Annotated in this window: 25 protein-coding genes and 4 tRNA genes; 20 read left to right on the top strand and 9 right to left on the bottom strand. The window is 31.9% G+C overall.

The genetic code is table 11. The annotated features are described in order from the left end of the window. Positions 1-84: 84 nt before the first annotated feature. A complete protein-coding gene (locus Q0873_RS02545) occupies positions 85-702 on the bottom strand; it encodes an HmuY family protein (RefSeq protein WP_299104199.1) in 618 nt (205 codons plus the stop codon). Between the two features lie 24 nt (positions 703-726). Next, positions 727-2,793, bottom strand: a complete 2,067-nt coding sequence (locus Q0873_RS02540; RefSeq protein WP_299104198.1) for a TonB-dependent receptor — start codon at positions 2,791-2,793, stop codon at positions 727-729. Positions 2,794-2,895: 102 nt separating this feature from the next. On the opposite strand from Q0873_RS02540, the gene Q0873_RS02535 reads away from it, so the two are divergent. From Q0873_RS02535 to Q0873_RS02490, 10 genes are all read left to right on the top strand, one after another. Continuing rightward, a complete protein-coding gene (locus Q0873_RS02535) occupies positions 2,896-3,801 on the top strand; it encodes a DUF6607 family protein (RefSeq protein ID WP_299104197.1) in 906 nt (301 codons plus the stop codon). Positions 3,802-3,807: 6 nt separating this feature from the next. Further along, entirely contained in the window at positions 3,808-5,298 is a 1,491-nt protein-coding gene (locus Q0873_RS02530) for an ankyrin repeat domain-containing protein (RefSeq protein WP_299104196.1), read from the top strand. A gap of 4 nt (positions 5,299-5,302) precedes the next feature. After that, the gene (locus tag Q0873_RS02525) at positions 5,303-5,779 is read left to right on the top strand and encodes a DUF2271 domain-containing protein (protein WP_299104195.1); all 477 of its coding nucleotides are present in this window, start codon (positions 5,303-5,305) and stop codon (positions 5,777-5,779) included. A gap of 10 nt (positions 5,780-5,789) precedes the next feature. Next, positions 5,790-7,946, top strand: a complete 2,157-nt coding sequence (locus tag Q0873_RS02520) for a PepSY domain-containing protein (RefSeq protein WP_299104194.1) — start codon at positions 5,790-5,792, stop codon at positions 7,944-7,946. A gap of 113 nt (positions 7,947-8,059) precedes the next feature. Next, a complete protein-coding gene (locus tag Q0873_RS02515) occupies positions 8,060-8,239 on the top strand; it encodes a hypothetical protein (protein WP_299104193.1) in 180 nt (59 codons plus the stop codon). A gap of 219 nt (positions 8,240-8,458) precedes the next feature. Continuing rightward, on the top strand, positions 8,459-8,674 hold the full coding sequence (locus Q0873_RS02510; protein ID WP_299104192.1) for a hypothetical protein: 216 nt from the start codon (positions 8,459-8,461) through the stop codon (positions 8,672-8,674). A gap of 31 nt (positions 8,675-8,705) precedes the next feature. Then, on the top strand, positions 8,706-9,800 hold the full coding sequence (locus tag Q0873_RS02505; protein WP_299104191.1) for a hypothetical protein: 1,095 nt from the start codon (positions 8,706-8,708) through the stop codon (positions 9,798-9,800). Positions 9,801-9,873: 73 nt separating this feature from the next. Then, positions 9,874-11,865, top strand: coding sequence for a sensor histidine kinase (locus Q0873_RS02500; protein WP_299104190.1), 1,992 nt, complete (start codon positions 9,874-9,876; stop codon positions 11,863-11,865). A 1-nt stretch (position 11,866) separates the two neighbouring features. After that, positions 11,867-12,616, top strand: coding sequence for a LytTR family DNA-binding domain-containing protein (locus Q0873_RS02495; RefSeq protein WP_299104189.1), 750 nt, complete (start codon positions 11,867-11,869; stop codon positions 12,614-12,616). 91 nt (positions 12,617-12,707) lie between these two features. Continuing rightward, positions 12,708-13,265, top strand: a complete 558-nt coding sequence (locus Q0873_RS02490; protein WP_299104188.1) for a YqgE/AlgH family protein — start codon at positions 12,708-12,710, stop codon at positions 13,263-13,265. Here the strand turns inward: Q0873_RS02490 and Q0873_RS02485 are convergent. Further along, positions 13,262-14,089: an aminotransferase class IV gene (locus tag Q0873_RS02485; RefSeq protein ID WP_299104187.1), complete on the bottom strand. Its 828-nt coding sequence runs from the start codon at positions 14,087-14,089 to the stop codon at positions 13,262-13,264. The genes Q0873_RS02490 and Q0873_RS02485 overlap by 4 nt on opposite strands. A 96-nt stretch (positions 14,090-14,185) precedes the next feature. After that, positions 14,186-14,569 (bottom strand): START-like domain-containing protein, encoded by a 384-nt coding sequence (locus Q0873_RS02480; protein ID WP_299104186.1) that lies wholly within the window; start codon positions 14,567-14,569, stop codon positions 14,186-14,188. A 105-nt stretch (positions 14,570-14,674) separates the two neighbouring features. On the opposite strand from Q0873_RS02480, the gene Q0873_RS02475 reads away from it, so the two are divergent. Beyond that, positions 14,675-14,748 (top strand) — tRNA-Met (locus Q0873_RS02475). 81 nt (positions 14,749-14,829) lie between these two features. Here the strand turns inward: Q0873_RS02475 and Q0873_RS02470 are convergent. After that, positions 14,830-15,711, bottom strand: coding sequence for an MBL fold metallo-hydrolase (locus Q0873_RS02470; protein ID WP_299104185.1), 882 nt, complete (start codon positions 15,709-15,711; stop codon positions 14,830-14,832). A 130-nt stretch (positions 15,712-15,841) separates the two neighbouring features. Between Q0873_RS02470 and Q0873_RS02465 the strand changes: the two genes are divergently transcribed. The 4 genes from Q0873_RS02465 to Q0873_RS02450 all read left to right on the top strand — a co-directional run bounded on the left by Q0873_RS02465 (position 15,842) and on the right by Q0873_RS02450 (position 16,977). Next, positions 15,842-16,288: a GNAT family N-acetyltransferase gene (locus Q0873_RS02465; RefSeq protein WP_299104184.1), complete on the top strand. Its 447-nt coding sequence runs from the start codon at positions 15,842-15,844 to the stop codon at positions 16,286-16,288. Between the two features lie 384 nt (positions 16,289-16,672). Next, a tRNA-Gly gene (locus tag Q0873_RS02460) sits at positions 16,673-16,745 on the top strand. Between the two features lie 43 nt (positions 16,746-16,788). Beyond that, positions 16,789-16,861 (top strand) — tRNA-Gly (locus tag Q0873_RS02455). A gap of 43 nt (positions 16,862-16,904) precedes the next feature. Then, positions 16,905-16,977, top strand: a tRNA-Gly gene (locus Q0873_RS02450). Positions 16,978-17,010: 33 nt separating this feature from the next. Here Q0873_RS02450 and Q0873_RS02445 read toward each other — a convergent pair. Continuing rightward, on the bottom strand, positions 17,011-17,658 hold the full coding sequence (locus tag Q0873_RS02445; RefSeq protein ID WP_299104183.1) for a rhomboid family intramembrane serine protease: 648 nt from the start codon (positions 17,656-17,658) through the stop codon (positions 17,011-17,013). A gap of 88 nt (positions 17,659-17,746) precedes the next feature. On the opposite strand from Q0873_RS02445, the gene Q0873_RS02440 reads away from it, so the two are divergent. Beyond that, the gene (locus Q0873_RS02440; protein WP_299104182.1) at positions 17,747-18,655 is read left to right on the top strand and encodes a lysophospholipid acyltransferase family protein; all 909 of its coding nucleotides are present in this window, start codon (positions 17,747-17,749) and stop codon (positions 18,653-18,655) included. A 19-nt stretch (positions 18,656-18,674) separates the two neighbouring features. On the opposite strand, the gene Q0873_RS02435 is transcribed toward Q0873_RS02440, so the two are convergent. From Q0873_RS02435 to dnaA, 3 genes are read right to left on the bottom strand one after another with little or no spacing between them, the layout of a single operon-like run. Beyond that, positions 18,675-19,379, bottom strand: coding sequence for an SAM-dependent methyltransferase (locus Q0873_RS02435; RefSeq protein WP_299104181.1), 705 nt, complete (start codon positions 19,377-19,379; stop codon positions 18,675-18,677). Between the two features lie 4 nt (positions 19,380-19,383). Continuing rightward, positions 19,384-19,827, bottom strand: coding sequence for a low molecular weight protein-tyrosine-phosphatase (locus Q0873_RS02430; RefSeq protein ID WP_299104180.1), 444 nt, complete (start codon positions 19,825-19,827; stop codon positions 19,384-19,386). 10 nt (positions 19,828-19,837) lie between these two features. Beyond that, positions 19,838-21,262, bottom strand: coding sequence for a chromosomal replication initiator protein DnaA (gene dnaA, locus Q0873_RS02425; protein ID WP_299104179.1), 1,425 nt, complete (start codon positions 21,260-21,262; stop codon positions 19,838-19,840). A 164-nt stretch (positions 21,263-21,426) separates the two neighbouring features. Here dnaA and Q0873_RS02420 point away from each other — a divergent pair, with 164 nt between their 5' ends. The 4 genes from Q0873_RS02420 to secA all read left to right on the top strand — a co-directional run bounded on the left by Q0873_RS02420 (position 21,427) and on the right by secA (position 26,225). After that, entirely contained in the window at positions 21,427-21,852 is a 426-nt protein-coding gene (locus tag Q0873_RS02420; RefSeq protein WP_299104177.1) for a thioesterase family protein, read from the top strand. 1 nt (position 21,853) lies between these two features. Further along, positions 21,854-22,426, top strand: a complete 573-nt coding sequence (locus Q0873_RS02415; protein WP_299104176.1) for a cob(I)yrinic acid a,c-diamide adenosyltransferase — start codon at positions 21,854-21,856, stop codon at positions 22,424-22,426. Between the two features lie 102 nt (positions 22,427-22,528). Then, positions 22,529-22,750 (top strand): DUF2795 domain-containing protein, encoded by a 222-nt coding sequence (locus tag Q0873_RS02410; RefSeq protein WP_299104175.1) that lies wholly within the window; start codon positions 22,529-22,531, stop codon positions 22,748-22,750. Between the two features lie 124 nt (positions 22,751-22,874). Further along, a complete protein-coding gene (gene secA, locus Q0873_RS02405; RefSeq protein WP_299104173.1) occupies positions 22,875-26,225 on the top strand; it encodes a preprotein translocase subunit SecA in 3,351 nt (1,116 codons plus the stop codon). Positions 26,226-26,381: the final 156 nt, after the last annotated feature.

The raw sequence follows: 26,381 nt of genomic DNA, 5'->3' as shown, positions 1-26,381 counted from the left end.
GTTTTTTTATAAAAAAGAATCGCCAAAACATTACTGCTTCGACGATTCTCAAATGTAACAAAAACTAACAAAATTCAATATATTCTATTGAAAACTCTTGTCGCCTACGTTTGGATTATAAACGTAGTCGAATGTATAATATCTTGCATTGGCATTATTTGTTGAATCTTCATCTTTATAGTAACTCTTAATACTCATTTTTGCATAGTTACCATCAACTGTCTTTACAACTATAACCTTTCCAGCAATTCTAGTAATTACACCACCTGCATAAGTATACCATCCATTTCCAGTACCATGAGGTAACGCATAGGTTTTTGATGCATCTTGTTTAAATTCAGTGTCTGTTGGAGCAGTTTTCACATCAGCAAAAGCACTACTTACTAAAGCTAAAGAGGCTTTTCCAGTTCTTGCAGGCTCATCAGTTAAACCAATTACACTTCCTCCGTTTACTAAAATTCTAGTTCCTCTAAAAGCAATATCCCAATTGTCTCCAGTTACTTTCTTTCCTTCTTTAAAACTAAATTTTACAAAGTCTCCTGAAATTACCGGAGGATTTACTGTATAATCAGCATTTTGAGGAGCGTGAAAATTAGTTATCGTTACTGCTTGTACAGGTTGTGAAACATCCCCATCATTATCATTACATGAAGTAAAAACTAAAGCTGATACAGCTACCATTAATAAAACTATTCTTTTCATCTTGTTTTCTATTTGAAGTTATATTTAAAAATTAATCGTTACACGTCCGTAATAGGTTCTTCCTAAAAGCAATACTGCATCATTATTCATGAAATTGCTTGCATTAGAAGTTCCCTTTTCATTAAACAAATTGTCTACACCAAACTGAACTTTTAGTAGACTAAACAACTCTTTTTCAATTGCTGTGTTTACCTGAACATTTCCATTGACAAACTTGTCATTATTGTCAATAATCCCTTGACTGTTGTTTGTATCGAACAAAGCATATTTACTACGATATACTGTTCGAATATTTGCTATAAATTGATGTTCAAAGTTTTCATAAAACAATTTTGCATTTGCTGAATGCTTAGAGCGATTTGCTAACCCAAAATAATTCGAAAGGGTCACCTTACCTTCTCCTCCATTGCTATGATCAAAGAATACTGTTCCTGTTTTTATAAGTGCTTCTTGATCTTTATCTCCGGTATCTAAGAATTGATATCCTCCTAAAAATCTAAAGTTTTGATTTATTCTATAGTTTAGATCTACCTCAATTCCTTGTGTATATACATTATTAATATTTCGGTAAGAAAAGATTCGGGTATTTCTATCTAAACCTGCCACTTGAGGATTAAGCGAATTGACATCAAAAGTGTCTATTAAATCTTGAATATCATTTCTAAATAAATTGATATTCAACTTTAAACTTGATAATGGCTTTAATTGAAATCCAAAATTATATCCAATCGAACTCTCTGGTTTTAATTCTCTTTCAATAGCACCTAACCCAACTTCTCCAGCAAAAAACTCATGTATTGTTTGTGTACCGAATACTGCATATCCTCCAGCTGTATTTCTAAAATTGTAATATAATTGACGAAAATCTGGTGCTTTAAATCCATATCCTACAGATCCTTTCGCGGTAATCCAATCATTGATTTTATAACTAGCTGATACCTTTGGAGAAAACGCAGACTTATACTTATTGTGATGATCAAATCTAGCTCCAATAACAACATTTAGGTTTTCTATAGGGTTTACATCGAACTGTCCAAAAACGTATTGCGCATTGTATCTTTTTTCCCCATCAAATGCACTCCTTTCCAAAGCATCTAAGTTTGCTCCAACTCCAGCTATTAAAGTACTTTTATCGCCGAAGTAAATTTTAGATTTTATCTCTGGTCTAAATAAGCTTCTATTAAACAATGCTATATCTCCATTAAAAACACTTTCAGTCTTAAAGCGTGTACCATAAAATAAGTACTCAACTTCCCACCTATCTGAAATTTTGTGTGTTAATCCTGTATGTACATTCCAATCAGTTTGTGTATTATCAGAAGTAGGTGTGTTCTGTTGTTGCTTGTAAAATCTACCAGAAACCATCGCTTTTAACTTATCAGAAAAGTCATATCCTACTTTCAAATCTCCAGTAAAATTTTGATGTGGATGGGCAGTTATAAAGTCAGTGTTTTCTGGCGATAAATCAAATCCCTTACTAGAATTCAAATTAACGCCAGCCACAACACTTAATTTTTCCTTTTTCGTTGCAACATTTGCGTTTATATCTAACTCGTTTCTTGCTCCTCCTCTTGTTAGGAATTGTAAGGCTCCTTTAAAACTATCTTGCTTTGGACTTTCCGTAATAATATTAATAACACCTCCAAGGGCTTCAGATCCATATAATGAAGAGGACGGCCCTTTAACTATTTCTATTTGCTTTATATTGTTTACAGTCAATCTTCGTAAATCAATATTTCCAGCGGCTCTTCCTACAACAGGTACACCATCAATTAACACTAAGGTATAATCGGCAGCAACTCCTTGAAGTTGTACTCCTTCTGAATTACCAAAATCAGATACCATTACAATACCCGTTTGCTCTAATAAGATATCTCTTAGTCTTACAGAACCTGATTGTTGTAACTGCTTTTTTGATATTAGCGTTACGGGCATTGGCACTGAAGACAACTGTCTTTTAGTTCTAGTAGCTGTAACTATAACTTCATCTAAATCATTAACCTTAACTGTATCTATTTTCTTCTCTTCTTGTGAGAAAACAGTGATTCCAATGAATAGAAAAACAAAAATCGAAACTTTATTTAGAAACATTCTTAATAATTTTCGGCAAATATATACACTTATTTTAAATCAGTCTAAATAAAATTTATATTTTTGTCAAAAAATTTTAAATACATAAAATCAATAGATATAATGAGAAAACTAATTTTAGGAAGCTTACTACTTTTATCTGCCTTTACAATTAGCGCACAGAGTAAGAAAACAAAAGACAGAGAAGCCATCAAAAAAATGTGCGGTTGTTTTGAAGTTACCTTCAACTTTGCTGAAACATTCAATTATTCAAAAGACAGCACCTATAGACCTTCAAAAAATAAAGTATCTAAAGGTTTAGAGTGGGCACAACTTGTAGAAGATGATAAAAACAAAATATCTATTCAACACTTATTACAAGTTGGAAACCCTGCAAGTCCGCATATTGTAAAACACTGGAGGCAAGACTGGATGTATGAAAACCAAGATTTTTATATGTTTAATGGCGATAATAATTGGTTATTTGAAAAGAAACCAAAATCAGCTGTAAAGAAACAATGGACTCAAAAAGTGTATCAAGTAGATGACAGTCCACGTTATGAAGGTTCTGCGACTTGGGTACATGTTGATGGAAAAAGTTATTGGGAAAACACCACTGACGCTCCATTACCAAGAAGAGAGTATACTAAAAGAAGTGATTATAACGTAACGGTTAGAGGAAATCGTCATGAAATTACAGATTACGGTTGGGTACATGATCAAGATAATCAAAAAGTTGTAAGAAAAGAAGGTGAAAGTGACTTCATACTAGCTAGTGAAAAAGGATACAACACTTACAAAAGAGTACCTGATGCTCGCTGTAAAGCTGCTCAAGATTGGTGGAAGAAAAATGAAGCTAAATGGCAGTTAGTTAGAAACAAGTGGGATGAAGTTTATGGCAGAAATCAAAAACTTTCTTTAGAAGCTAAAGTAAAGAACAAGCAATTATTCAAATACTTATTCAAAAAAGATGAGTATAATAAGAAAGAAGAAATTGACGAAGTAATTGAATCTTTTGTAAAAAAATAATTCAGGATGAATTTCTTAAAAACATTTGTATTGATGAGCTTATTAACCATAAGCTCATCAATTGTTTCTCAAAACTCTAATATCTTTTTACAACGAGACTTTTGGAAAACAAAACCTACAATAGAGATTGTAGAGCAGAAAATTAAAGAAGGTAATAGTGCTACCCAATTAAACAGATGGGGATTTGATGCTATTGCATATGCACTTCTTGAAAACACAGAGCTAGATGTTATTAAACATTTACTTACCAAAGAAGGAAATGACATTAATAAACTTACTCATGATGGAAGAACTTATATCTTCTGGGCCGCCTATAAAAATAACATGCCCGTTGTTAAATATTTATTAGCTAACAAGGCTAAAACAGATATTATTGACGATAAAGGATATTCTTTATTAAACTTTGCAGCGGTTGCAGGAGTACAAAACCCTAAGCTATATGATTTATTAATTGAAAATGGTGCGAACGTTTTAACAGAAAAAACACCTAAAGGAGCCAACCCATTATTATTAATTATACCAAACCTACGAGATTTTACTATGGTAGAATATTTCACTAAAAAGGGATTAAGTATAAACGATACAGATAATAATGGTAATGGAGTTTTTAATTATGTAGCTCAAAAAGACAATAGAAAAATGTTAGCGCTATTAATTAAAAAAGGTGTTCCATATAAGAATACTAATAAAAATGGCGGAAATGCAATGTTATTTGCTACAAAAGGATCTCGTAGAGGTTATAACTCACTTGAATATTTTAAATATTTAGAAGGTTTAGGAATTGCTCCAAACATTACCAACAATGATGGTAAAACTCCTTTACACAACTTGTCTTATGGAAATAAAGACCTATCTACCTTACAATACTTTATTGAAAAAGGTGTTGATGTAAATCAAACAGACAATAAAGGAAATACACCTCTTTTAAATGCAGCGGGAAGAAACTCTATTGAGGTGATTAAGTTGTTTGTAAAATCAACAAAAAACATCAATCATACCAACAAAGATGGTCACTCTGCTTTAACATTCGCTTTAAGAAATAACACAGAAGCAGCAACCTTCTTAATAGAAAATGGTGCTGATGTTCATATTAATGATGCTAAAGGAAATCATTTAGGGTATTATTTGTTCAAAACATATAGTTCTAAAAATGAGAAAGCTTTTGATAAAAAATTAAATACTTTAGCCGCCAAAGGATTGATAGTTGAAACTCCTCAAAAAGATGGAAACACATTATACCATTTAGCCGTGGAGAAACAAAGTATTCCAATGCTTGATTTTATTAAAAAGTATAAAATTGATATTAATGCTAAAAACAGTAAAGGTTTAACTGCTCTACAACAAGCCGTAATGACAGGCAAGAATGATACTGTTATAAAGCATTTAATTACTCAAGGTGCTAACACAAAAGTTAAAACCGACTTTGACGAAACCTTATATGATTTAGCCAAGGAAAATGAAGCATTGAAAAATATCGATATTAGTTTTTTAAAGTAAGAAAATGATGAAAAAATTTATTGCCGTTTTAGTAGTAGCATTAGGAATAATGGCATTTACAACATCTGAAAACAACAAATATAAATGTATGATTCAGATGACTAATTATGAAGGTGAAGGTGCCTATGTTGTAATTTCTCTTTTAAATCCAGAAGGAGCATATGAAAAAACATTGTATGTTCAAGGTGATGATGAAGAATGGTACCACGACATTGATGAATGGTGGAAATTTCATGGAAAGGTTCGTTCAGATATTGATGCCATTACTGGAGCAACCATAAGTGGCGGAAATAGAACTGTTAGTGTTATCGAAATTCCGAACGATAAAATTGATAAAGGATATAAAATTCGTTTTGAAACTGCAGTAGAAGATCAAGAGTACTATGCTGATGATGTTCAATTCGAGTTAACTTCAGAAAGTGTAAAAAGTAAAGTTGAAGGTAAAGGATTTATCCGATACATCCGCTTAATGCCACAGTAAAATAGTAAGAATGACAATTTCTATCTGGAGATATAGCCACTTAACATTGGCTATATCTTCTTTTGCGTTTATACTTATTGCCTCAATAACAGGCATCATTTTAGCGTTTGAACCCATTTCAAATCAGCTAAAGCCATATGCTATAAATACAAGTAACGTAACCTTGTCTGAAACCTTAACTGCTCTTCAAAAAGAATACGATGAAGTAGTCATGTTAAAAGTAGATGAGAATAACTTTGTTACCACTTCAGTAATTACCAAAGAAGGAAAAAGCGAAACATTTTACCTAAACCCTTCTACTGGGAAAAAAATAGATAAAATTGCCACCAAAGCTCCTATTTATAAATTCGCTACAAATTTACATCGCTCCTTATTTCTAAAATCTACAGGACGTTTTCTAGTAGCATTCTTCTCTTTTCTGCTATTTCTAATTTCAATAACAGGAACCATATTGATTATAAAACGCCAAGGAGGAGTCATTCGATTTTTTACCAAAATTGTAAAAAAAGATTTTAAACAGTTCTATCATGTTGTTTTTGGTCGATTCTTCTTAATACCAATTATCATCATCACCTTAACCGGAGTTTATTTGTCTTTAGAAAAGTTTTCGGTGTTGCCTAAAACCAAAATCAAACACCAATACAATTATAATTCAAAAAGTAATATAAAGCTTCCTATTCAAGAGTTCCCTCTTTTTAAAGAAACTACACTGAATGAATTAAAAAGCTTAGAATTTCCTTTTTCTGAAGACGAAGAAGATTACTTTTTCTTAAAGTTAAAAACCAAAGAAGTTCTTGTTCATCAATATTCAGGCGAAATTGTTAGTAACCAACAACTCTCTTGGTACAAAATCCTTTCTGATTGGAGTTTAATTTTACATACTGGTCGTGGTACCATTGTATGGTCAGTGATACTCTTAATATCTTGTTTTGTTATTTTGTTTTTTATATATTCTGGTTTTGCCATTACCATCGATAGACGCAAAAAAAGCAGTCTTCCTAAAAATAAATTCCACAAGAACAACGCTGAATTTATTATTCTCGTTGGTTCAGAATCTGGAAGTACTTTCAGTTTTGCTGAAGCCCTATTTAAAGCCCTTTTAAAAGCTAACAAAACCGTTTTTATTGATGTTTTAAACAATTATTCAAGCTATAAAAATGCTGAGCATTTAATAATTTTAACTGCTACCTATGGAGAAGGCGAAGCACCTACAAACGCTTCAAAGTTTTTAAAATTGATTGATATAATTCCGCAGGAACAAAACATAAATCATTCTGTTATAGGCTTTGGTTCTAAAGTGTATACTAAGTTTTGCGAATTCGCTATTGAAATTGACAAAAAATTAGCACAACATTCCAACTTTACTAAGACACTTCCTTTAAAGAAGATTCATAACCAGAGTTTTGCTGATTTTAAAGCCTGGGGAATAGCGTATAGCAAACAAATAACGCTTCCTTTAGATATAAAACAAAAACCTGTTCAACTAAAAAAGCAACAAGACTTTACAGTAATTGAAAAAACCAAGATGAATATTGATGATTCATTTTTAATACGATTACGTCCGAATAAAAAGATTAGATTCTCTTCTGGAGATTTATTAGCTATCACTCCTAAAGAAGATCATATCAAACGATTGTATTCTATTGGTAAGATTGAGAATGATATACTACTCAGTATTAAAAAACATGAATTGGGTGTTTGTTCTAACCTTCTATATAATCTAAACGAAAATCAACACTTGCAGGCTTCTATTGAGAAAAACTCGATCTTTCATTTTCCTAAGAAATCAAAAGAGGTTATTCTAATTGCCAACGGTACGGGAATCGCTCCTTTCTTAGGGATGCTAAATAATGATATCAAAACACATCTTTTTTGGGGAGGTAGAACAAAAGAATCATTAAACTTATATAAAAGCTACTTGAAAAATACCGACATTCATGTGGCCTATTCACAAGAAAGCAACAAACAATATGTACAAGACCTTATTGCTAATCAAAAAGATTTGGTTACTACTGTGTTAAAAAATAAAGGGACCGTTATGATTTGTGGATCTATTACAATGATGAATAGCGTGTTAAAAGTATTGGATCAAATTACCCTAGAAAAGCTCAATACCCCTATCGAAACTTTTCAATATAAAAATCAAATTAAAACAGATTGCTACTAAATAAATTAGACGAAGATTTTTAAATTTTACGGAATTCCCTTACTTTTTTTATGGTTTTTTCTTGCATTTTTTAGACTTAACTATTTAATTTTAAGAAATTTAAATAACCAAACATGTTAAAAAACATTTCAAACTTAGGAACAACTTTAAACAAATCAGAGCAAAAATCTATAAACGGGGGAGCAGGTTGGCAACAATGTGGCACTCATAGATGCTGTCTTACCCTACCTAACGGACACGTCTTAAGAGAACCATGTAGATGTTATGCTTGGGGTGGTTGTATTTTACTTTAATCACATCCCTTAAATTTTTAAATAGCTGGTAGTTCTTTAGTTTAACTTCCAGCTATTTTCTTTTTTACATCCTATCACATTTTCTCTTCTATTAATCGAACTTCAATTACTTTATTTAAGATCTATTCTACGAATTCTAATTTAGATTCAACGAATTCTAATTAACTCCAAATTACACCTTATTCCTACCCTACTTTTGATCATATAAAACAAATAAACATGTGGTCAAATAATAATTATTCATCTATTTTAAAATTATACTTAAACAAGTACAACAGTTTAAAATTAAAGATAAACGCAAACGGACAAATAGCTTCTATTCAAAAAGAAGAAAATGGTATTTGGATAAACGATAGAAATTTACCAAACATTCTTAACAAGCTTTCCAATAGTATCTCTTTAGAAAAAGATGTAACAATTATTTTACAACAATAACGCTAAATATTAACCTTAAAATCTGAAGTCTATGAAGCAAAACATTTTAAAAGTAGGTACAGTAATGGGATTACTACTACTTATCGGAGTATTTACAAGCTGTAACAACGCTAAAACAACAACCTCACAAGAAACACAAGAGTTGGGAACAATTGCTAAAAAAGAAGAAGCCGTAAAAATTGCTATCAAAAAAGCTAGAAAGCCAGTTGTTTTTATTGCTGGGTATGATGGAGAAGATCAACATTTTTACGATGGTGCTCGTGCATATTTTTCTGCAAAAGACTATCAAATCATTAATGAGGCATATTCATTAGAAGAGATTATTAACTGGATGAATAGCAATGCTACTAAAAACCCTTATGGAGAAGTACATATTGTAAATTATGGGAATCCATGGAAAGGTTTAGAACTAGAAACTGTAGTTAAAGGAGAACGTGTAACTCACGAATCTTTAAGTAAAAATTTAGCTCTTGGAAACTTGCCTAGACTTAACAATACAGTGAACAATAACACTAAAATTGTTTTCCATTCGAATGCCCTTGGAAATGACATTGAATTAATGGAAGCCTTAAAAAGTACTTTTATTAGTGAAGAAGTTCCTCAAGTAATATCATCTCCATTCTACAATGTTTTTGGAGGCGAATTTACCGAACATTATTTGGCTAAACCTTATTATGTATTTTATCCAACAGCACATTCACCAGGTAAAGTAGACCTATCTAAAGAAATTGCAAGAAAGTATCCTGACGAAAGAGAAATAGAATGGTTTGCTGCCTTAACAAATGAAAGAGAACGTTATGTAGGAGAAGCATACACAAAACAATTTATAGTGCCTATTAAATGGGAGTTTGACTATCATAATTCAGATAATGAAATTCCAACCTTTATCAATCAAGAAGAGTTAATGGATTGGATTGAGGCTGACCCAGATTTATTAAAAGAAGTTCAAAAACTAGAGATTCCTGTAGACAAATTTAGATGGTCATACAGAATCAAAGATAGTAAGCTAATTATCAAAGGAAAAACCACTGTATTATGCGTACTAAAACCTTTAACAAAACCATATGGAGATCTTGAACATGTAAAACCTGATACGAAAAACAAGCGCTTATATGCAATGAAGTAAGCCAATGTTAATTGTGTACTAAAAGTAACTGTTTAGTTTGAACAGTTACTTTTTTACATTAAGTTTGTTAATTATGATTGCTCTTAAAAAGATTTTAATTGTTCTTTTCAGTATTTGTACAGCAACCATTGCTGCGCAAAATTCTTTGGTGAATTATAACACATACAACGATTTACCAAGTAATAGGGTTTATGATATTGCTCAGGACTCCATTGGATATCTATGGTTCGGAACCAACAAAGGCTTGGCACAATTTGATGGTAAAGAGTTTACGTCTTATACCACTAACAATGGTTTGATTTCAAATAATATTCAAACAGTCTACTCAAAAAATCAAAAACTTTACATAGGAACTGACAAAGGGCTATCCATTAAAAAAGGAAATCAGTTTTTAAACTTTGACTGCAAATATATTTATTCCATTATTGTTCAGAACAATGAGGTTTTCGTGGGTACCTCCTTAGGGGTTTACAAACTGAAAGAAGATTATTTAGGACGCCTACGTATTCATGATAGCTTGGATTTATCTAAAATCAACGACATTCAGTTTGATGGAAACTATTTTTGGGTTGCCACTGACAAAGCTCTTTGGAAAGTTGATAATTTAAGCGCTCCTAAATTAGTAGACAAAATAACTAGCGATGCCGCTTCTCAAATCATTATCAAAGAAAACAAAGTTTTTGTAGCTACCTACACGCAAGGAATTCTACTTTTTGATTCTAAGGTTATCCAACTTACCAAAACTCCAAACTATATCAGTTCGTTTGTTTATACTGCAAATAATGTTTGGGTGAGCACATTCAACGATGGAATCGAAAAATTAAATCCCGATTTTAGCTTCAGTAATAAATTGAATAAATACAACGGTGAAATCTCAACAAACAAAATCAATTCTCTTTTTGTTGATAGTCATCAAAATATTTGGATTGCCACAGACAACAAGGGAACTTTTAAATATAAAAACAGCGTTGCTCAAAACATTCAAAAACCAATTATTGCTTTTGAAGATATTCAAGTAGTTTATAAATCGATCGATAGTATTAATATTAATAACTACCCGAACGAATTTAAATTACCTTCTAATAAAAATCATCTATCATTTACCTTTAAAACAGTAGATATTGAAAAACCTAAAAATGTACAGTATCGTTATAAACTAAATGATCAAACTAGTCCATGGGGATTAAAGAATTCGGTAAATTTTGCCAACTTATCTTCTGGAAATTATACGTTTATTGTAGAATCTAAAGTGAACGACCAAATCAGTAATCCCGTTTCATTTCAGTTTTATATTGACAAGCCTATTTATAAGAAAATTTGGTTTCAGTGGGCTAGTTTCAGTTTGATTTTTCTTGTAACCGGTTTCTTTGTTTATCGAGGTATTAAAAAAGCCAAAGCGAAAGACAAAGCTAAAATTGAAAAGCTGGAAATGGAAAATCATTTACTGTCTTTAGAACAGAAAGCGTTACAGCTTCAAATGAATCCACATTTTATTTTTAATGTTTTAAACGGAATAAAAGCTTTAGGGAACACCGGTAAAACAATTGAACTAAACAATACCATTAGTAAATTTTCAAACTTACTTCGTTCTATCCTTCAAAATTCTCGTTTAGAAGAAATTAGTTTGCAAGATGAAATAAACACCTTAAAAAACTATGTAGAACTTGAACAACAGCTACATAACAATTCCTTTGATTTTTCTATTGATAATAACCTAACTATTGATACAGAGGAGATAATGGTGCCTCCAATGCTGATACAACCATTTGTAGAAAACAGTATTAAGCATGGAATAAAATCTGTTACTAAGGGAGAGATTACTTTAAAATTTTCAATTTTTAATGATTTTTTACATTGTAATATTATCGACAATGGTATTGGCTATTACCAATCTCAAAAAGTAAAAACTCCTAAAAAACATCATTCTCTAGCAGTAAAAGTGACTCAAGAACGTATTGAGAATTTATCTGGAGAACATAGTTTTTCTATTAACGAGTTAGGAAATGAAAAAGACATCCAAGGGACCAAAGTATGGTTTAAAATCCCTTTAAAAACCGATTTTTAAAATGAGTAAACTCACTGCAATATTAGTAGACGATATCCCTGCAGCATTGGAAATGTTAGCACAGGATATTACCAATAACCATCAAGAAATAGAAATCATTGGCACAGCTAAAAGTGTTGTAGAAGCCTCTAAATTATTGAGAAAACAACAACCTGACATCTTATTTCTAGATATTATGCTTGGTGATGGTACTGGTTTTGATGTTTTAGAAATTCATCCAGATTTAAGTTCTAAAATTATCTTTGTTACTGCCAGTGATGAATATGCTATCAAAGCTTTCAAATTTGCGGCCATCGATTATGTGTTGAAACCTTACTCTAATGACGATTTAAGCAATGCGATTGAAAAGGCCAAAGGTCAAATTCAACCAGACAAAGAACAATTATCTGTTTTACAAGAATCCATTGCACAACCCAATACACGTCCTAAAAAGATTTCTTTACATACTTCTGATAAAATTGTGGTGGTAGAACTAGATCATATTGTAAGATGTAAAGCCGATAATAACTACACAGAGTTCTATATGAGCGACGGTCAAAAGATTTTAGTAGGTAAAACTTTAAAATATTTTGCCGATATGTTAAAAGATTTTCAATTTTTACGTGTGCATCAAAGTCACCTCGTAAACCTTCAATATGTAAAAGAATACATCAAATCAGATGGAGGTTACTTACTGTTAGACAACAAAATAACAGTCCCAGTGTCGGTTAGAAAGCGAAACGAAGTGACTGAAGCTCTTAAATTATTATAGAAGGAAAAAGCCTTTTTTTCAGTTATTGTTAGCTAGTTTGTTAATTTTTTATTAAAATTTTATTTATATTAGTAGAAACAAACAAGCGTACATGGTTGCATTAAAACCTCAAAAAGGTCGTTTATTAATTGCTGAGCCTTCTATTCTAAATGATAGCTCTTTTAAACGTACGATTATATATTTGACCGAACACTCAAAGGCTAGTTCTGTTGGTTTTATAATGAACAGACCAACTGATTATGTTTTAAGTGATTTAATCCCCGAAATCGATTGTAATTTCACTGTATACAATGGTGGTCCTGTAGAAAAGGATAATCTATATTTTATTCATAGAGTTCCAGATAAGTTACCTAATAGCATAGAGGTTTCTGATGGAATATATTGGGGAGGTAATTTTAATTTACTTCAAGACTTATTGAACGAACATGAAATAGAACCTGATGAAATTCGTTTTTTCCTTGGATATTCTGGTTGGGAAAGTGATCAATTAAAAAGTGAATTAAACACTGCTTCATGGTTTGTTTCAAAAAATGATTACGAGAATATTTTCTCTATAGAAAATGAAACTCTATGGAAAAATAAGTTGTTACAAAAAGGAGGTAAATACAAGATTTGGGCAAACGCTCCTAGTGATGTGCAATTAAATTAACCTGTAATCATTTTTACCTGTAGGGTCTTCCCTATTTTTTCACCTATTTCTGTTGAAAATTCTTTTTTCCTGTAATTTGTTACGGGTTGAACACCTGTGATTACATTTGTTATAAACACTTCATCTGCTTTTTGAACTTCAAAAGGTGAAATAGTCGTTTCCTCTAAAGTGTATTCTGGATGCTTTTCTAAAATCTCTATAATTTTCTTTCTAGCAACTCCTTTGATACAACCTTCTGTTAATGCGGGAGTTTTTATTATAGATCCTTTCACTACAAATATATTCCCATTAGTAACCTCTACTACTCCCTTACGCTCATTCAACAAAATACAGTTATCTAGATCATTTTCCTTTGCAAAAACGGATGCTATAGTATTTAACATTCTGTTGGTTGTCTTAACCGTTGAAAGCAAACCACTATAGTTATAAAAATCTTTAAATAAGTCTATTCTATAAGTTTCTTTTGTTACTCCTTCAATAGGTTTAATATCAATTAGAAAATCAACTTCATTTGTTTTAGGAGTATAGAGTCCTCCGTCTTTTCTAAAAACCGTTAGTCTTGCTCTAAATGTGCTACCTTCTTGAGTTTGTCCTAACTTAAAGATTTCACTTTCTAAATATTCTAAGGTAAATTCCATTGGAATACTCATACGAAGCATTCGCATAGAAGCCATTAAACGAAAATAATGATCTTCCCAAAAAACAACTTTGTTATTTACAATCTTTACTGTTTCAAAGATAGCGTCACCATATTTAAAGGCTCTATTCTCATGAGAAAATTGCAATTTGCTTTCTGAAATTATGCTTCCGTTAAAATTTACCATTCTTAAAAAATTTGAATGCAAAATTACTAATTTCAAAAAGTATAAGACATAAAAAAGCTCGACAAATTGTCGAGCTTTTAGTATTTCGTAAATTGGTTAGGCACCAATGGTATGTTTTAATTCTTCAATTTGGTTTTCCCATAACATTTTTGCTTCTTCAACTTCATCTTCATCATCAGCAAAATCTGTTACAATTAAAGACACATCTTTAGTTAATGCGTCTACTTGTATTCTAAACTCAAAGTAACTTTCATCTCCTTCACTCTCGGTCCATTTATACTTAATACGCTCGTCTGCTTTGTTAGCTACAATTTTGGCTTCTTCTTCTGAATCATCCCAAATAAACGTAATTAATTTACCTCTTGAATTTACTCTATCGGCAAACCATTCTTCCAATCCAGCAGGAGTTCCGAAGTATTGATATAACATACTTGGAGAAGCATGTATTGGAAACTCTAATTCGAATTTTACTTTACTCATTTATGTTTAAGTTTGCTGGCAATATAGATAAATATTTTTTCAAAAAAAAATTGAAATTTTTTGTTGGGTAAAACAAAAAATCGTCTATATTTGCACCCGCAATCAGGCGAGGTAGCTCAGGTGGTTAGAGCGCAGGATTCATAACCCTGAGGTCGCGGGTTCAACTCCCGCCTTCGCTACAAAGGTTCAAATCATATGATTTGAACCTTTTTTATTTTCTTTTATAATAAACAACCAAAAGATAATCAACTTTTTAGAGATTATTCTCCTTTTAAACTCTTATAAATTGTTTCTCTAATTCGTTCTTCTGTAATCCAACCACTAAAACTTTTATAGTCTTTGGTAATTGCAGCATCATTTTTAACTTCTTCTAATGTTTTTCCTTCATTAATAGCATTCATAACATTCCTTTTTAATCCTTTTAGCATTTTTAAATAAGCGTTCAACTCTTTTTTTGACGTTACATTTCCATGTCCAGGAATGATTTTTGTATCGTCATCTGATAACACCAACATTTTTTCTATTCCTTTTATATAACCGTCTATACTACCTCCAGAACCTAGATCTATATATGGAAACTTTCCTTGAAAATAGGTATCCCCTACATGCAATACATTGCTCGTAGTAAAATATACCAAAGCATCACCATCTGTATGTGCATTGTGCACATGCGTAATGAATATATCTTCTTCATCTATATAAAATCGTATGTCATCAGAAAATGTAATTACCGGTAATGCTTCTTTAGGAGAAGCTGGTCTCTTTTTTCCCCATACCACTTGCTCTGTTCCCATACGCTTTCGAACATTTTCGTGAGATACAATCACAGCTCCTTCTTTTTGCATATTTGCATTTCCTCCGGTATGATCTCCATGCCAATGCGTATTCACCAAATACTTAATTGGTTTATCTGAAATGGTTCTGATTGCTTTTAAAATCTTTTCTGACAAAGGAGCAAATTGATCATCTATCATAAACACCTCATTGTCTCCTACAAAAAGTCCTATATTCCCTCCTCTTCCTTTTAACATATGTATATGATCGGTTAATTTCTCAGTAATAATTTTCACTTCTTTATTCTGAGCATACATGATCATGGTAAGAAAAAAAAGCGATGTAAATAGTATTTGAATTCGTTTCATAATGTATAATAAGTTACTAACCTTTTAAAAGTCGTTATTCTGACCTATAATTTACAGTATTTAAAATTAAAGCAAATTTCCATGCTTCTAGTAGTACATTTCTTAAATTAGCCTAACAATAATACGAGCAATGAATATTCAATTTAAACCAATCGATAAAAAAGAAATCAGTACAATACTTCCATTACTAAAAATCATAAATACAACTACTCCTCACAACCTTTTAGAGGAACGTATTTATAAAATGACAGAATGCTCCCACTATGAATGTGTAGGTGCCTATGACGAAGAGAAATTAATAGGAATTTCTGGATTATGGTACAGTCATCGTCATTATGTCGGTAAAAGCGTAGAACCCGACCATGTAATTATTGATGAATCCTATAGAGGAAATAATATAGGAAAACGTTTTTTTGAATGGATTTATCAGTACACCAAAGAGAAAGGTTGCGAAGCCATTGAATTAAATACCTATACAGGTAACAGAAAATCACATAAATTTTATTACAACGAAGGATTTGAAATTTACGGATTTCATTTTGTAAAAGTTATGAGAGATGACAAAACCTTTTATTAAAAAGCAACTTAATACTTTTACATAACATTATAACATATACTAAACATTAAAAAGCACAGGCAAATAGATCACCTGTGCTTTTTTATCAATACATAAAAATGTATTGAGCGAAGTCCCCCGAGACATCGCACATGACAAAATACGTTTTTTTTACGGGAAACCGTAATTTTCTTTGTTTTTTTTATTGGTTTGGTTAAGCTCTTCCTTAAAAACACTCAAAAAACCAAGGTATCTATTTAACTTCTAAAAAATTTCTGCCACGTTATAATTTCGTTAGCTTTTCATTTTGTGAACGTTACGAGAATCCTCTAAAAAAACTATTAATTTTTCACAAAAAATCTTTGGTAATCTTACAAACAATCTTATATTTGCAACCGCTTTACTGCGGGAGTAGCTCAGTTGGTAGAGCGTCAGCCTTCCAAGCTGAATGTCGCCAGTTCGAACCTGGTCTCCCGCTCTAAATTACATAGCAATTTTATATTGCACAAAGTCTTTACCATGCGGGAGTAGCTCAGTTGGTAGAGCGTCAGCCTTCCAAGCTGAATGTCGCCAGTTCGAACCTGGTCTCCCGCTCTAGATTACATAGCAATTTTATATTGCACAAAGTCTTTACCATGCGGGAGTAGCTCAGTTGGTAGAGCGTCAGCCTTCCAAGCTGAATGTCGCCAGTTCGAACCTGGTCTCCCGCTCAAAAAAAACCGAAACTTTCGTTTCGGTTTTTTTTATTTACTAAGTTTTAATTTATCTCCAAAAAGTAATAGGCCTCCAATAATTATGCCCATTACCAAAATAATTACGGGCTCTCTCGAAATTAGATACGGTTTTAATATTAATGTTAATACATACCCTCCAATTGCCCCTCCTAAATGTGCAGAATGACCAATATTTCCAATATTCTTCTTCATTCCATAAATAGAATATATTAAATATCCTATCCCAAATACATATCCTGGTAACGGAATAGGCAATGGAAACATAATTAAGCTCATATCTGGATACACCAATATAGAAGAAAATATAATTCCTGAAACTGCTCCAGACGCACCAACAGCGCTGTAGTAATATTCCTTTTTATGCTGTACAAATGAATACATACTTCCCGCCAATAAGCTAGCCGCATATATTAAAAGAAAATTAATTGTTCCAAAAGTTTTCACAACCACCCCTCCAAACAGATACAACGCATACATGTTTAATATCAAATGCAACCAATCTACATGTAAAAATCCCGAAGTAATCATTCTCAACTTTTCTCCTGCTTGAATTCTTCCTATTTGGAATTTATATTTATCAAAAAAGCCATAGTCATTAAATCCTTTATAAGAAACTAAAACATTAGCTATAATAAGCAGCAAAATAACTCTATCCATTCTTTATTAATTTTTAACAAACATAAATAAAACAACGCTAATATATTTTAAATATTTAGTCCGATATTTGCCTAAATTTTAAACTTTAATGAAACTACTAGTTTTCGCTCTTGTATATCCTCTAATATGGATACTATCTATTCTCCCTATGAGAATACTATATGTTATTTCTGATTTTTTCCGTTTTATTATATTCAACGTTGTTGGCTACCGTAAAAAAGTGGTGGTTCAAAACATAAAAATGGCTTTTCCAGAAAAAACAGATCAAGAAGTTCATTCTTTATCTAAAAAATTTCAAAAACATTTTATTGATTTAATTTTTGAAAGCATCAAATCTTTTACGATTTCAAAAAAAGCGATTCAAAAAAGATATACCTATAAAAATGTAGAGGTAATCAATAAACTTGCAAGCGAAGGAAAAAGTATTATCCTTACCGGTTCGCATCAAGGAAACTGGGAGCTATCCTTCGGACTTCCATTACATGCAAATATTAGTTGTTATGGTGCTTATACAAGAATTCAAAATCCATATTTTGAAAAAGCTATAAAAGCCTCAAGAACTAAATTCGGTTTTGACGGAGTACCTACTGGACTCTTTAATAAAAAATTAGAAGAGCGTGTAAAAAACGGTATTCAAAGCTTATATATTTTATTAAGTGATCAATCTCCTCAGTTAAAAAGAACGAGATATTGGGCTGAATTTTTAAATCAAAAAGTTCCTGTTCATACTGGAATGGAAATTTTAGCTAAAAAATACGATTTTGCAATTGTAAATATCAATACCACAAAAATAAAACGCGGGTATTATTCTAGTGAATTTGAAGTTATCACTACGACTCCTAAAGAGTTTGATAATTTTGAAATTACAGACAAGTATTTAGCAATTACTGAAAAACATATCAGAAAACAACCTGAGTTTTATTTATGGACTCACAAGCGTTTCAAACATAAAGACAAATACCAAGAATGGCTAGAAGACAGAAAAAATGCTCAATAATTATTGAGCATTTTTTTTATTATTTATGAATTATAAAAATTGTTGGTCTTTTATGTAAATCCGTTTTTGTTTTTTTCCAATCTTTAATAGAAAGTGTTTTTATATACTCTGTAGGTAGTGTTATATCGCAAGCAACACATACCCTAGTATCTGGAGAAAGTACAGACCTTAAATCATCTAACATTTTCTCATTTCTATATGGAGTTTCAATAAAAATTTGAGACTGATTTTTATCTTTTGATAATCGTTCCAGCTCTTTAATTGCTTTTTTTCGATCTCCTTTATCAATAGGTAAATACCCATTAAACGCAAAGTTTTGCCCATTCATACCCGAAGCCATCATAGCCATTAAAATAGAAGAAGGCCCTACTAAAGGTACCACTTGAATTCCTTTTTGATGTGCTAATTTTACAATACTAGCCCCTGGATCTGCCACAGCAGGAACTCCTGCTTCAGACAATAAACCAACGGAAACACCTTCTTCACAAACATCTAAATAATTCTGAGTTTCAAACTCATCAGAATATTTATCTAACAAACGTAATTCTAAAGACGGTTGCGATTTAGATGGAGTGATCTTTTTAATAAATCTTCTTGCCGATTTTTCATTCTCTACAATAAAGTAATTCAAATGTTCTATTACTTTTTTCACAGACAATGGCATTACCTCTAAAGGTTCTGTATCTCCTAATGTTGTAGGTATTAAATAAAGTTTTCCTCGCATGAGTTTATAATTTGGAAGCTATAATTTCACAAGCTTCATCTAACATTGAATATACATTTTCAAATCCCATATCTCCTCCATAATAAGGATCAGGAACATTTCTATTTTCATTTGGATATGATTCATTCAAAATCATCTTAACCCTTCCCCTATCTTCTTCTGTACTAGCCAATGATAAAATATCTCGGTAATTACTTACATCCATAGCATAGATCAAGTCAAACTCTCTAAAATCATTAGCAGTAAACTTTCTCGATCTTTGATTCGTAATATCTATACTATACTTCTTTGCTACAGCTATAGATCTTGAATCTGGTAATTCTCCTTGATGAAACCCAGAGGTTCCAGCAGAATCCACCTTTACTGAATCATTTACTTTAGATTGTAAAATACCCTCGGCCAATGGTGAACGACATATATTCCCCAAACATACCATAAGTATTTTCATAATCTTAATTTTACAGTGTTAACTTTTTCATCAAGTCTTCAACGTACTTTTTAAATTGCTTATCCGTTTCTGTTAAATTATCTACTGTTTTACAAGCATGTAGCACAGTAGCATGATCTCTCTGACCTATTTGACTGCCGATACTTGCTAAAGATGACTTAGTTAAACGTTTTGCAAAGTACATTGCTAATTGACGAGCTTGCACAATATGACGCTTACGAGTTTTAGATTGTAAGGTAGCAACGTCCATATCGAAATATTTAGACACTACTTTCTGTATATAATCTATCGATACCTCTTTCTTCGTATTCTTTACAAACTTATCTACAATTAGTTTTGCCAACTCAATTGTAAATTCTTTTCTATTGAACGATGCTTGCGCAATCATGGATATAATAACACCTTCTAACTCGCGAACATTCGACTTAATATTCTTAGCTATATACTCTACAATCTCTTCTGGCATTTCTACACCATCTCTATAAAGTTTATTTTGAAGAATAGAAATTCTAGTTTCATAATCTGGAGATTGCAATTCTGCAGATAACCCCCATTTAAAACGAGATAGTAAACGTTGTTCAATATCTTGCATATCTACAGGTGCCTTATCTGAAGTTAAAATCACCTGTTTTCCATTTTGATGTAAATGGTTAAATATATGGAAGAACACATCTTGTGTTCCTGCTTTTCCTGATAAGAATTGAACATCATCAATAATTAACACATCAATCATCTGATAAAAATGAATAAAGTCATTTCTAGTATTCGATTTTACAGAATCGATAAACTGTTGCGTAAACTTTTCCGATGATATGTATAAGACAGTCTTATCTGGATATTTATCTTTAATTTCCACACCAATAGCATGTGCTAAGTGTGTTTTCCCTAAACCTACTCCTCCATAAATTAACAAAGGATTAAAAGAAGTTCCTCCAGGTTTATTAGCTACAGCCATTCCTGCCGAACGTGCTAAACGATTTGAATCTCCTTCTACAAAATTCACAAAATTATAATTTGGATTTAATTGCGATTCAATCTTTACCTTTTGAAGTCCTGGAATAATAAAAGGATTTTTTAATTCTCTTTTAGACTCAATAGGAACAGTTACTTTTTGAGGTTTTATTGGATTACGATTTGAACTTGGTATTTTAACCGTTTGAGGACTGTTACTACTATACGTATTTTCCATACGTACATCATAAATCAACTTTGCTTCATTACCTAATTGACGAACTAAAGCCACTCTTAACAATTTGATATAATGTTCTTCTAACCATTCGTAAAAGAACTTACTTGGTACCTGAACAGTTAAAGCCTCCCCTGAAAGCTTCATTGGTTTAATAGGCTCAAACCAAGTCTTGTATGCTTGTGGTTTTATATTATCTTTAATAAAAGACAAGCATTCATTCCAAACTGATTCTGCAGTTTTAGTCATATTAGGTGTAAAAACGTTTAAAATAATGGTTAATTTCCTTCAAATCTAGGGGACTCCAATCATACTCGATTGGATGAACAAAAATGTGAATAAAATTCAGTAAAAAAAAATCGATTTGCTATTGACTTTTAATTATTTTTTATGTAACGTTTGCAATATAAATTTTGAAATCATCAATCTTGCTGAAACATATATCTAATATCCGCGTTCGATATGCTGAAACCGACCAAATGGGCGTTGTTTATCACGGAAATTACGCTCAATACTTTGAAATAGGGCGTACCGAATGGTTACGTTCTATGGGCGTTACGTACAAATATATGGAAAAAACAGGCATAATGCTTCCTGTAATTTCATTAAATTGTAATTTTAAGAAATCTGCCTACTACGACGATCTTTTATCTATTAAAACAACTTTAAAAAAAGAACCTGGAGTAAGAATTGAATTTTCCGTTGAAATTACAAATCAAAACAATGAACTAATCTGTACCGGAAGTACTACATTAGTTTTTATGGACGCTACTACTAAAAGACCTGTAAAGTGTCCTGAATACATTTTAAACACTCTTAAAGAAAATCAACTTATTTAAAATGAAAATATATACTAAAACTGGCGATAAAGGAACCACTGCTTTATTTGGTGGTACTCGAGTACCTAAGTATCATTTGCGAATCGAAAGTTATGGTACGGTAGACGAGCTCAATTCATATATTGGACTTATAAGAGATCAAGATATTGATAACTTAACCAAAGAAGCCTTAACTAGAGTTCAAAATGAATTATTCACTTTAGGAGCCATGCTTGCAACTCCCCCTGAAAAAGAAACTTTAAAAAGTGGAAAAGAACGCTTAAATATTCCTAAAATAAACGAAGCTTCTATTTCTTTTTTAGAAACTGAAATAGATAATATGAACGATACTCTTCCACCAATGACGCATTTTGTTCTGCCGGGAGGGCATCAAACTGTGTCATTCTGTCATGTAGCGCGCTGTGTATGTAGAAGAGCCGAACGTTTATCTGTCGCTTTAAATGACGAAGAAGGTATTGATAATAATGTTTTAATGTATTTAAACCGACTTTCTGACTATCTTTTTGTGTTGGCACGGAAGTTGACCCAAACACTACAAGCTGAAGAAATTAAATGGATTCCTGAAAAGCTTTAAAACGTTCTTTTTATTTAAATTACACATTTTTAAAAAAAAACTTGACTTTTTAAAAAAAAAATATATTTTTGCGAGAAATCTAAAAAAACAAACAGATAAGAAATGTATTGGACACTAGAATTAGCATCTTATTTAGCAGATGCGCCTTGGCCAGCAACCAAAGACGAATTAATAGATTATGCAATTCGTACTGGAGCTCCTTTAGAAGTAGTTGAGAATCTGCAAGATATTGAGGATGAAGGAGAGGCTTATGATTCAATCGTTGAAATTTGGCCAGATTATCCTACTGAAGAAGATTATCTTTGGAACGAAGACGAATACTAAAAAAATACTAATAAAAGTCTCTTACTATAGAGGCTTTTTTTTTGCTTATTTTTAAGCACCAAACAAAAAAAGAAAACAAACCGATTACATACACATGTAATTCGCTTTAAAACAATATTTTACAATGAGCATTTTAAATTCGATTATAAAAATATTTGTTGGAGACAAACAACAAAAAGACTTAAAATTAATCCAACCCATCGTAGACCAAGTAAAATCTATTGAGGGCACTTTAAGTAGTTTATCTAGTGATGAACTACGTTCAAAAACAATCGAATTTAAAACTAAAATAAACCAAGCAACGAAGTCTTTTAATGAGCAAATAACTACTTTAGAAGAAGAAGCTACCTCTGCTGATATTGATCGTCAAGAAGAAATCTATAAAGAAATAGACCAATTAAAAGATGATGCATACGAAGCTTCTGAAAAAGTATTAGCTGATATCATGCCTGAAGCTTTTGCTGTTATTAAAGAAACTGCTAAACGTTTTGCCACTAATACAGAAATTGAAGTAACAGCAACTCCTTTTGATCGTGAATTATCTGGTACAAGAGAACATGTAGTTCTAGAAGGTGACAAAGCTTTTTGGGCAAACTCATGGGATGCATCTGGTAAAGAAGTTACTTGGGACATGATTCACTACGATGTTCAGTTAATTGGTGGATCTATTTTACATCAGGGTAAAATTGCAGAAATGATGACTGGAGAAGGTAAAACATTAGTTTCTACTTTACCAGTATATTTAAATGCTTTAACAGGTAATGGTGTGCATGTAGTAACAGTAAACGACTACTTAGCAAAACGTGACCGTGCATGGATGGCTCCTATCTTTGAGTTTCATGGTTTAAGCACAGATTGTATTGACTATCACCAACCAAATTCTGAAGCACGTAGAAAAGCTTATAACGCAGATATTACTTACGGAACAAACAATGAGTTTGGTTTTGATTATTTACGTGATAATATGGCTTCTTCTAAAGCAGACTTAGTACAACGCGCACCTAACTATGCTATTATTGACGAGGTAGATTCTGTGTTAATTGATGATGCACGTACACCATTAATTATCTCTGGTCCTATTCCACAAGGAGACCGTCATGAGTTTAATGATCTTAAACCTTTAGTTTCAGACTTAGTTTCTTTACAAAATAAATATTTAGTAGGTGTTTTAGCGGAAGCTAAGAGATTAATTAAAGAAGGTGATACTAAAGAAGGTGGATTTCAATTACTACGAGTTTATAGAGGTTTACCAAAAAACAAAGCTTTAATTAAGTTTTTATCTCAAGAAGGTGTTAGACAAATCTTGCAAAAAACAGAGAACTTCTACATGCAAGACAATAACAAATTAATGCCTGAAGTTGATGCTGAATTATGGTTTACAGTTGAAGAAAAAAACAATCAAATTGATTTAACCGATAAAGGTATTGCTCATCTTTCTGACATTACTAAAAATGCTACTTTCTTCGTTTTACCTGACTTAAGTGTTCGAGTTGGAGAAATTGATGGTAGTGAAGTAACTGCAGAAGAAAAAGCTTCTCAAAAAGAAGAATTATATAGAGATTACAGCATCAAAAGTGAACGTATTCACACCATGAATCAGCTTTTAAAAGCGTATACCGTGTTTGAGAAAGATGTTGAGTATGTTGTAATGGACAACAAAGTAATGATTGTAGACGAACAAACTGGTCGTATTATGGATGGTCGTCGTTATTCAGATGGTTTACATCAAGCTATTGAAGCTAAAGAAAATGTAAAAATTGAAGACGCGACTCAGACTTTTGCTACTGTTACTTTACAGAACTACTTTAGAATGTACCGTAAGCTTTCAGGTATGACGGGTACCGCTATTACCGAAGCTGGGGAATTCTGGGAAATTTACAAATTAGATGTTGTAGAAATTCCAACAAATCGTCCGATTGCTCGTGACGACAAACAAGATTTAGTTTACAAAACTACTAGAGAAAAATATAATGCAGTAATTGATGATGTAGTAGAACTAGTAAACCAAGGAAGACCTGTATTAGTAGGTACTACTTCGGTTGAAATTTCAGAATTATTAGGAAGAATGCTTAAAATGCGTAAGATTCCTCATAACATCTTAAATGCAAAATTACACAAGAAAGAAGCAGATGTAGTGGCAGAAGCTGGTAAACCAGGAGTTGTTACTATTGCAACAAATATGGCAGGTCGTGGTACCGATATTAAATTATCTGATGAAGTAAAAGCTGCCGGAGGTTTAGCAATCATTGGTACAGAGCGTCATGATTCTCGTCGTGTAGACCGTCAGTTAAGAGGTCGTGCTGGACGTCAAGGAGATGTAGGTTCTTCTCAGTTCTATGTAGCCTTAGATGATAACCTAATGCGTTTATTTGGTTCTGAAAGAATTGCTAAAATGATGGATCGAATGGGCTTAAAAGAAGGAGAAGTGATTCAGCATTCTATGATCACTAAATCTATTGAAAGAGCACAAAAGAAAGTTGAAGAAAACAACTTCGGAATTCGTAAGCGTTTATTAGAATATGATGATGTAATGAATTCTCAACGTGAATTTGTTTACAAACGTCGTCGCCATGCTTTAGATGGTCAACGTTTACAGATTGACATTGCAAATATGATTTATGACACTTGCGATTCAGTTGTTAGACAAAATAAAGCCTCTAAAAACTTTCAGAATTTTGATTTTGAATTGATTCGATTCTCATCTATGACCTCTCCTTTTTCAGAAGAAGAATTCAATAGTTTACCTGAGCAAGAATTAATCGATAAATTATATGTGATCGTAACGGAACACTATAAGAAAGATTCAGATAGAAATGCTTCTCAAGCATATCCAGTTATCAAAAATGTTTTTGAAAACGAAGGAGATCGTTATGAGCGTATTGTAGTTCCTTTTACAGATGGAATTAAGACTTTACAAGTAGTAACAAACTTAAAAGAAGCGTACGAATCTGAAGGAAAATCGTTGGTAAATGACTTTGAAAAGAATATTACACTAGCCATTATTGACGAGAACTGGAAAGATCACTTACGTAAGATGGACGAGTTAAAACAAACTGTTCAAAACGCAACCTATGAGCAAAAAGATCCTTTATTAATCTATAAGTTTGAGGCTTTTGAGTTATTCCAAGAAACAATTGATAAGGTAAATAAAGAAGTACTATCATTCTTGTTTAAAGGACAGTTACCAACTCAAGATGCTTCTCAAGTTTCTGAAGCTCATGAGCAACAACGTGAACAGTTAGATTATAGCAAAGATGAAGTTCAAAACTCAACGCAACAAGCTATTTCTGACGCTCGTAATCAACAAACACAAGAGCAACAAGTTGTAGAAACGATTGTAAGAGAACAGCCAAAAATTGGACGTAACGAACGTGTTACGATTAAAAATGTAATGAGTGGTGAAGAGAAAGAAGTAAAATACAAACAAGCTATTCCATTATTAGAACAAGGAACTTGGGTATTGTATAACAAGTAATCATTTCTTCTTACATATCATATATATAAAAGTAAAGGCTCGAAATTTCGAGCCTTTACTTTTATATAACTTTATCTTTACAAACAAACAACATTCTAATTACCAATACTTTACCCTAACTTTATTTTAAGTATACATTGAAAAAGTACATTTGAT

It is taken from the genome of uncultured Tenacibaculum sp. (genome assembly GCF_947498805.1).
In the GTDB taxonomy this organism is placed as follows: domain Bacteria; phylum Bacteroidota; class Bacteroidia; order Flavobacteriales; family Flavobacteriaceae; genus Polaribacter.
Note: the sequence above shows the minus strand (reverse complement) of the source record. Positions and strands in the feature narration are given on the sequence as shown.